Source organism: Micromonospora sp. NPDC047074, from assembly GCF_040643815.1.
Classification (GTDB): domain Bacteria; phylum Actinomycetota; class Actinomycetes; order Mycobacteriales; family Micromonosporaceae; genus Micromonospora.
The window spans coordinates 39,073-47,441 of the sequence record NZ_JBEYVB010000045.1 but is presented as its reverse complement, the minus strand read 5'-3'; the positions used below and the strand labels follow the sequence as shown (position 1 = coordinate 47,441).

The following is an 8,369-nucleotide window of genomic DNA, read 5'->3' as shown; positions in this document are numbered from 1 at the left end:
TTCCCGCGCCGAGCACTTTTACTACGTTACCCGGTGATATCCGCCGAGTCAAACCGCTCTACAGCGATCCGCACCACTTCAACCAATTTCCGGGCGCCCCGACCCGCAGCGGCTTCCACCGTCTGAAGATCGTGGCTTCCGGCAGGCCGGCCGCTGCGGCCTCCCGCAAGCTCGCCCGGTTCCCTACCGGCGGTGAACCTTACCCGGTCGGCTCCGCCTCGCCAAATCCGCCTCGCGGCGAATCCGGGGCACCGCCCGGTCCGAGCACCGCAGAGACGCAACTCTTCGGCCTCGAAGCTCGATCCTGCGCCTGGCCTCCGGTGCTTTCGCCCCGTTCGTCCGTTCCGCGCTGGCAGAGAGAAAGTTACGCCCCCGACGGATTGATCGTCAAATCCGCCGGGGGCGTCCCGGGTCACACCTTGTGCCGTACGGCTATCGGCGCAGCTCGACCCCGGCGAACGACCGCTTGCCGCGGCGCAGCACCAGGTACCGGTCGTGCAGCAGAGCCCCCGGGTCCACCGTCGCGTCGGTCTCGGTGATCCGGGTGTTGTTCACGTAGGCGCCGCCCTCGGCGATCACCCGGCGCGCCTCCTTGAGGCTCGGCACCAGGCCGGAGTCGCGCAGCAGCCCGGCGACGTCGGGCAACTCGTCGACGTGGACGAGACCGGCCTCGGTCAGCGCGGCCCGCAGCGTGGCCGGCGCGAGCTCGTCCAGGGAGCCGCGCCCGAACAGCGCCTGGCTCGCGGCGACCACCTGGGCCATCTCCCGCTCGCCGTGCACCAGCGTGGTCAACTCCTCGGCGAGCGCCCGCTGCGCCGCCCGGGCCGCCGGCCGATCGGCGGTCTCCTTCTCCAGCGCCTCCAGCTCCTCCCGGGAGCGGAAGCTGAAGAACCGCAGGTAGCGGCCCACGTCGCGGTCGTCCACGTTCACCCAGAACTGGTAGAACGCGTACGGGCTGGTCATCTCGGGGTCGAGCCAGATGGCCCCGCCCTCGGTCTTGCCGAACTTCGTCCCGTCGGCCTTCGTCACCAGCGGCGTCGTGAACGCCTGCACCGGGCCGGCGCCGCGGCGGCGGATGTAGTCGACGCCGGCGGTGATGTTGCCCCACTGGTCCGAGCCGCCGAACTGGAGTTGGCAGCCGTGCCGGCGGTGCAGCTCGAAGAAGTCGTTGGCCTGGAGCAGCTGGTAGCTGAACTCGGTGAAGCTGATGCCGGTCTCCAGCCGCGCCCTGACCACCTCCCGGGCCAGCATCTTGTTGACCGGGAAGTGCTTGCCGACGTCGCGGAGGAACTCGACCACCGACATCTCGCCGGTCCAGTCCAGGTTGTTGACCAGCCGCGCGGCGTTCTCGCCCTCGTAGGATACGAAGGGGGCGAGCTGGTCGCGGATCCGGGCCACCCAGCCGGCGACCACCTCGGGTGGGTTGAGGGTCCGCTCGGCGCTCTCCTTCGGGTCGCCGATCTGCCCGGTGGCGCCGCCGACGAGCAACAGCGGCCGGTGCCCGGCGAGCTGGAGCCGACGGGCCGTGGCGACCTGCACGAGGTGGCCGACGTGCAGGCTCGGCGCGGTCGGGTCGAAGCCCACATAGTAGGTGGCGGCACCGCCGTCGAGCAGCGTACGCAGCTCGTCGAGGCCGGTGGAGTCCTGGATCAGGCCCCGCCACCGCAGGTCGTCGGTCAGGGAGTCCCGCCCGGGCGGCGGGAGGCTGCTGTCGGTCACGGTCACCGATTCTCCCCCACGACCCGGGGCGAACCGTACCGGGTTTGCCCGCCCGGACGGCGGCGTAGGCTGGCCACGCCGTGATCAAGGAGGAAAACGCCGTGGACGTGCCGGATCTGACAGGTGGCTTCGTCGCCCTGCTCGGCCTCGTGCTCGACGAGGTCGGCGAGGACCGCGTGGTGATCCGCTGGCAGGTCCGTCCCGAGCTGCACCAGCCGTTCGGGATCCAGCACGGCGGCGTGTACTGCTCCGTGGTCGAGACGGCCGCCAGCATCGGCGGGTCGCTGTGGCTGGGCGGGAAGGGGCGCGTCGTGGGCGTGTCGAACCAGACCGACTTCCTCCGCGCGGTGCGCGACGGCGAGCTGACCGCCGTGGGCACCCCCGTGCACCGGGGGCGCAGCCAGCAGCTCTGGCAGGTGGAGATCACCGACGCGGACGCCCGGCTCGTGGCCCGGGGCCAGGTGCGGTTGCAGAACCTCTACCCCTGACGGATCCGGGCTCAACTCCGGGCCTGGTCCAGCACGGCCTCGGCGTCGTCGGGCACCGGCGTGGCCCGTCGGCGCAGCCGGACCCCGGCGATCGCGCGGTGGTCGATGCGGGTCACCTCCAGCTCCCAGCCGTCCACCACGACACTCTCCCCCGCCACGGTGGGGATGTGGCCGAGGCAGGCGAGCACGAGGCCCGCGATGGTGGTGTACTCGCCGCCGGGGCGGCCGGGCAGCTCGACGCCCAGGTCGGTGAGGTCGTGCACGGGGAAGGTGCCGGGCAGCAGCATGGCGCCGTCCGGCTCGGTGCGCACGGAGCGCACGTCCCGGTCGGTCTCGTCGTAGATCTCCCCGACGATCTCCTCCAGGATGTCCTCCAGGGTGACGATCCCGTCGACCGCGCCCCGCTCGTCGACCACCAGGGCGATGTGCTGGCGCTCGGCCTTGAACTGGCGCAACGCGTCCACCACCGGCAGCGACTCCGGCAGCAGCATCGGCGGGCGGGCGCACTCGTCGACGGGCCGGTCGTCGCGGACGCCGACCAGGTCGCGCAGGTGGATCACCCCGACCGCGTCGTCGAGGCCGCCGTGCCGGACCACCGGCGCGCGGGAGTGCCCGGTGGCGGCCAGCAGCAGCCGCGCGGCCTCCGCCGTGGTGCCGCTGTCGAGCGTGAAGACCTGCAACCGGGGTACGAGGACCGCCCGCAACTGCCGGTCGGCGATCTCCACCGCGCCGGCGATGATGGTCCGCTGCTCCTTGGTGAAGCCGTGGTTGCCGGAGACGATCTCCCGCAGCTCGTCGGGGCCGATCTCGTCGGGCTCGTGCTTCGGGTTCAGCCCGACCAGGCGTACCACCAGGTCGCTGGTGGCGCCGAGGGCCCAGACGGCCGGCCGGGTCACGGAGGCCAGCAGGTCGAGCGGTCGGGCCACCACCAGCGCCCACCGCTCGGCGGCCTGCATCGCGATCCGCTTCGGGGCCAGCTCGCCGAAGACCAGGGTGACGAAGGTCAGGGCCAGGGTGACCACCACGATGGCGACGGTCTCGGCGGCGCCGCCGAACACGCCGAGCAGCGGTACGAGGGGCTTGGCCAGCGACACCGCCGCCGCGGCCGACGCCAGGAACCCGGCGAGGGTGATCCCGATCTGGATGGTGGCCAGGAAGCGGTTCGGGTCCTTGGCGAGGCGGGCCAGCACCCGGCCGGCGCGGCTGGTGCGTTCCAGCCGCTGGATCTGGCTGTCCCGCAGCGAGACCAACGCCATCTCGCTGCCCGCGAAGATCGCGTTGAGGACGACCAGGACGCCGACCAGGGCCAGTTGGGTCCAGATGCTCTGCACGCCTGGCTCTCCTCAGGGGGGACAGGTGCCCGCCGCCACGACGGGCACCGCCGGCCGTAGGCCCGGCCGGCGTAGGGCACTCTGTGCCCACCGGGGCACCCGGCGAATCCTCGCGCCGCGCGGGATGTGCTCAGACCCGCCCGCTCACCGGCGGGGTGGGCAGGTCGAGGACGTACGAGCGGCCCTCGGGGCGGAAGCCGAGCCGGTGGTAGTACGGGGCGACCATGCCCGGCGGGGTGACCACCCGGCGGAAGCCCCGGTCGGTGAACAGGCTGCTGCGCCGGTAGACGAACTCGCCCGGGGTGAAGTCCCGGAACCGCCGGGTGACGTAGTCGAGGTCGACCTGCGCCACGCCGTCCGCCGCGGCGTGCGACAGCACCACGCCGACCACCTCGTCGGCGCGGACGACCAGGAACGCGGACCGCTCGGCGGAGGTGCCCGGCGGCCAGCGGAAGCCGGGATTGAACCGGGCTATGTCGGCGGCGTGCACGCGCAGCGTGTGGGCGAGGAACTGGTCGTCGACGCCGACCTCGACCACCTGGTAGGTCGCCTCGTCGTGGCGGGTGGCGAGCATCGCGCGCAGGTACCAGACGTTGATCACGGCGAGCACGACGTTCAGCCCGACCATGGGCCAGACCTGCACGGCCGCGTTGTAGCCGATCAGGATCAGGCAGCCGATCAGGTTCAGGGCGCGCAGCCGGAGGATGCGCGTCTGCAGCAGCGACCAGACCAGCAGCGCGGAGCCGGTCCAGCCGATCAGTTCCAGCCAGTTCACCCCGCGAGAGTAGTCGCGCGGGTCGGCTCACCCGACGGGCGGCCGGGCGTCGGCGTCGGCGAACTCCAGGACCCACTCCTCCACCTCGGCGCCGCGGCCGTGGGCGTACCCCCTGTCCTCCCCGACGACGACGAAGCCGCACTTGCGGAGCACGGCGAGCGAGGCCCGGTTGTCCTTGGCGGCGCGGGCGTGCACGGGCCGCTGCGGCAGCTCGCGGAGCAGCGCGGCGAGCGCGGCGGTGGCGTGGCCCCGCCCCCAGCGTCGCGGGTCGATCCAGTAGCTGACCTCGGTGCGCTCGCCGACGGGGAAGGCGACCACGTGGCCCACGACCTCGTCGTCGACGACCGCGGTGCGGGCGACGATCCGCTCGTCGGCACGGACGCGACGCCAGTGGGCGTCGAACCGTGCCCGGTCGGCAGGGTCCTCCGGGCCGAAGGCGGCCATCCAGTTGGCCTCCGCGTCCTGCTCGTTGGCGAAGAAGTAGGGCAGGTCGGCGTCGCGCACGGGGCGCAGGCGCAGGTCGGCGGTCACGGCCCCGAGGATAGGGCCGGGCACCGACATCCCGGGCCGCCGCGACACCGGCGCGTCTCGGGTGCGGCGGTTCCGGGGCCGGGGTGGCCGGCGCGGGCGGACGGTGACCGGATGGGACGAGCGGTACGCGAGCGGGTCAGCCGAAGGGCTGCGCGCCCACCGGGTAGCCGTACAGGTCGAACAGCCGGCCCCGGGCCGCGTGCAGCCGGTCGACCACCACGCTCATGAAGCGGGTGGTGAGTTGCCGGCCGAGTGCGTCGTCGGACTCCATCAGCCGGCGTACCCCCTGCGCGGTGAACTCCACCGCCGTGCTGCGCTGCGCCGCCACCGCCCCGAACTGCCAGCGGTACGGCGGGAACAACCACGACCAGCCCAGTACCCCGCCCGGGCCGATGGTCTCGAGTTCCACGTCGCCCCGGCCGGGCACTTCGACGTCGAGCGCCACCCGACCGGTGCGGACCAGCCAGAAGCGCTCGGCCGGCCGGTCGGCCCGGAACAGCCGGTGCCCGGGATGCCAGACCACCGGCCGCGCGTGGCCGGCCAACCGGGGCAGCCACGGCTCGGGCAGCCCGGCGAGGAACGGGTGCGCGCGGAGCACGTCCAGGGTGGTCATGCGGTTGCCTTTCGTCGGGCGGCTCCGGGATGACCGGGTGCCTGCGACGGATCGTCCCGGGCCCATCCCACCGGGTGGCGGCCGACGCCGGCAGGGCCGTTGGTCCCGGGTCGCCCGGGCGAACTGCCCTGGCGGGTACGCCCCCGACGGGACGAGGGTGGAATCCGGGACGGTGCGCCGCGACGGCGCCACGGCAGGGCGGAGAGCGACGTGGAACGGTCCGCAGGACGGCGCGCGTGGGGGCGTACCGGTGCCCGCTGACACCTCGACCAGGCCGGTGGCCAGGCTCGACCCGGCGGAGGGCGGCCTCAGCTCGGCGGAGGCCGCCGCCCGGCTGCGGGCCGACGGACCGAACGCGGCGGTCGCGCCGCCCCGCCGGCGCCTGGGCGGCCGGGTCCTGCACCAGCTCACCGACCCGCTGGTGGCGCTGCTGCTGGCCGCCGCCGTGGTCACCACGGTGCTGGGTGACTACCCGGACACGGCGGTGATCGTGCTGGTGGTGCTGGTGAACACCGCCATCGGCGTGGTGCAGGAGCTACGCGCCGACCGGGCGATCGCCGCGCTGGACCAGCTGGCCGCGCCCACCGCCCGGGTCGTCCGGGACGGCCGGGACGTCGTACTGCCGGCCGCCGAGCTCGTCCGTGGCGACCTGGTGCGGGTCGAGGCCGGCGACGTGGTCCCCGCCGACCTGGTGCTCGCCGAGTCCGCCCGGCTGAGCGTCGACGAGTCGGCGCTGACGGGCGAGTCGGTGCCGGTGACCCGTGCCGCCGGGGAGGAGGCGAGCGCGGGGACCGTGGTGACCACCGGGCGGGCCACGGGCACGGTGGTGCGGACGGGCGACGCGAGCGCGCTGGGCCGGATCACCGCCCTGGTGGCGTCCACCCGGCCGGCCGCCACCCCGTTGCAGCGCCGCCTGGCGGGGCTCGGCCGGATCCTCGGCTTCGCCGCGGTGGTGCTCTCCGGGCTGGTCTTCGTCATCGGCGTGGTCGGCGGGCGGCCGGTGGTCGACATGGCCGTCACCGCGGTGAGCCTCGTGGTGGCGGCGGTGCCCGAGTCGCTGCCGGCGGTCGTCACCCTCGCCCTGGCCCTCGGTGCGCGCCGGATGGCCGGGGCCCGGGCCATTCCCCGCCGGCTGCACGCGGTCGAGACGCTCGGCTCCGTCACCGTCATCGCCTCCGACAAGACCGGCACGCTCACCGAGGGGCGGATGGCGGTGCAGCACGCCGTCACCCCCGACGGCTCCCGCTACGGCGTCACGGGCACCGGCTACGCGCCGCAGGGCGCCGTGCGGCACGGGGGCGCCACGGTGGCCGTACCGGACGACCTGCGCCGCCTGGCGCGGGCCGGGCTGCTCTGCAACGACGCGACGCTGGCGCCGCCCACCGACGAACGGCCGGAGTGGACCGCCGTCGGCGACCCGCTGGAGGCCGCGCTGGTGGCCTTCGCCGCCCGCTGCGGCCTGGACCCGGAGCACACCCGCGTCGCGTGGCCGCGGGTCGCCGAGCACCCCTTCGACCAGGACCTGCGCCGGATGACCACGGTGCACCGCTCCTGCGACCGGCGGTACCTGGTGGTCTGCAAGGGCGCGCCGGAGAACGTGCTGACCGCGCCGCTGGTCGAGGCGTCCGTCGAGGAGATCGCCGAGCTGAGCGCCGCCGCGCACCGGCTGGCCGCCGAGGGGCTCCGGGTGCTCGCGGTCGCGTCCGACGTGGTGGACTCGCCGCCGGACGACCTCGCCCGGCCGACCGGGCTGCGGCCGGCCGGGCTGGTCGCCGTCGGCGACCCGCTGCGTGCCGGCGCGGCCGACATCGCGGGCAGCTTCGACGACGCCGGGGTCCGGCTGGTGCTGATCACGGGCGACCACCCCGCGACCGCCGCGGCGATCGGCGGCCAGCTGGGGCTCTGGCGCGAGGGCGACCCGGTGGTACGCGGGGACGACGGCGACCCGGCGCAGGCGCACCCGCGGGCGCGGGTGTTCGCGCGGACCCAGCCGGAACAGAAGCTCGACATCATCGCCGGGTTGCAGTCCCGGGGGCACGTCGTGGCGATGACCGGCGACGGGGTGAACGACGCCCCGGCGTTGCGTCGGGCCGACATCGGGGTGGCGATGGGCGGCGGCACGGAGGTCGCCCGGCAGGCGGCCGACCTGGTGCTTGTCGACGACGACCTGTCCACGGTCGCCACGGCGATCGGCGAGGGCCGCCGCATCTACGACAACATCCGCCGGTTCCTGCGCTACGCGCTCGCCGGTGGGGTCGCCGAGATCGCGGTGATGCTGCTCGGCCCGCTGTTCGGGCTGGCCGTGCCGCTGCTGCCGGCGCAGATCCTCTGGGTCAACCTGCTGACCCACGGGGTGCCGGGGGTGGCGCTGGGCGCGGAGCCGGCGGAGCCGGGCACCCTGCGCCGGGCGCCCCGGTCCCCGTCCGAGTCGGTGCTCGGCGCCGGCCTGGGCCGGGACGTGCTGGTCACCGGCGCCCTGATCGCCGCCGTGGTGCTGGGGGCCGGCGTACTCGCCGCGCACTGGGACCGCCCCTGGCAGTCGGTGGTCTTCGCGACGCTCGGCCTGGCCCAGCTCGGGGTGGCGCTCGCGGTCCGCGCACCGCGACCGGCCGGGGCGCGGCGGGGCAACCTGGCGCTGCCCGTCGCGGTGGCGGTCTCCGCGCTGCTCCAGGTCGCCGGGGTGCTGCTGGCCCCGCTGCGGGAGCTGCTCGGCACGGAGCCGCTCGGCGCGGTGGAGCTGCTGGCCTGCGCCGCCGTCAGCGTGCTGCCCGCGCTGGTGCTGCGGTTGGTCCGCCGCCCGGCCGGCGGCGGCACCCCCGGCGCGGGACGGGACCTTGGTCCCGTCCCGGCCGGGACGACCGCCCCTGACCGGTAGCGTGCGGGCTGAGCAGGATGAAGGTGGACGAAGGAGG

The 8,369-nt window shown here is 74.7% G+C and carries 7 protein-coding genes; 2 read left to right on the top strand and 5 right to left on the bottom strand.

Features of this window, described 5'->3' with window-relative positions; all coding sequences use genetic code 11:
• Positions 1-432: 432 nt before the first annotated feature.
• Positions 433-1,719: a tyrosine--tRNA ligase gene (gene tyrS, locus ABZ809_RS30760; protein WP_357566136.1), complete on the bottom strand. Its 1,287-nt coding sequence runs from the start codon at positions 1,717-1,719 to the stop codon at positions 433-435.
• Positions 1,720-1,802: 83 nt separating this feature from the next.
• Here tyrS and ABZ809_RS30755 point away from each other — a divergent pair, with 83 nt between their 5' ends.
• Positions 1,803-2,207, top strand: coding sequence for a PaaI family thioesterase (locus ABZ809_RS30755; protein WP_357566135.1), 405 nt, complete (start codon positions 1,803-1,805; stop codon positions 2,205-2,207).
• 11 nt (positions 2,208-2,218) lie between these two features.
• On the opposite strand, the gene ABZ809_RS30750 is transcribed toward ABZ809_RS30755, so the two are convergent.
• From ABZ809_RS30750 to ABZ809_RS30735, 4 genes are all read right to left on the bottom strand, one after another.
• Positions 2,219-3,538 (bottom strand): hemolysin family protein, encoded by a 1,320-nt coding sequence (locus tag ABZ809_RS30750; protein WP_357566132.1) that lies wholly within the window; start codon positions 3,536-3,538, stop codon positions 2,219-2,221.
• A 130-nt stretch (positions 3,539-3,668) separates the two neighbouring features.
• A complete protein-coding gene (locus ABZ809_RS30745; protein WP_357566131.1) occupies positions 3,669-4,313 on the bottom strand; it encodes a hypothetical protein in 645 nt (214 codons plus the stop codon).
• A gap of 27 nt (positions 4,314-4,340) precedes the next feature.
• Positions 4,341-4,844, bottom strand: a complete 504-nt coding sequence (locus tag ABZ809_RS30740) for a GNAT family N-acetyltransferase (RefSeq protein ID WP_357566130.1) — start codon at positions 4,842-4,844, stop codon at positions 4,341-4,343.
• Positions 4,845-4,980: 136 nt separating this feature from the next.
• Positions 4,981-5,457: a cyclic nucleotide-binding domain-containing protein gene (locus ABZ809_RS30735; protein WP_357566129.1), complete on the bottom strand. Its 477-nt coding sequence runs from the start codon at positions 5,455-5,457 to the stop codon at positions 4,981-4,983.
• 250 nt (positions 5,458-5,707) lie between these two features.
• Here ABZ809_RS30735 and ABZ809_RS30730 point away from each other — a divergent pair, with 250 nt between their 5' ends.
• On the top strand, positions 5,708-8,332 hold the full coding sequence (locus ABZ809_RS30730; protein ID WP_357566128.1) for a cation-transporting P-type ATPase: 2,625 nt from the start codon (positions 5,708-5,710) through the stop codon (positions 8,330-8,332).
• The last annotated feature ends 37 nt before the right edge of the window (positions 8,333-8,369 follow it).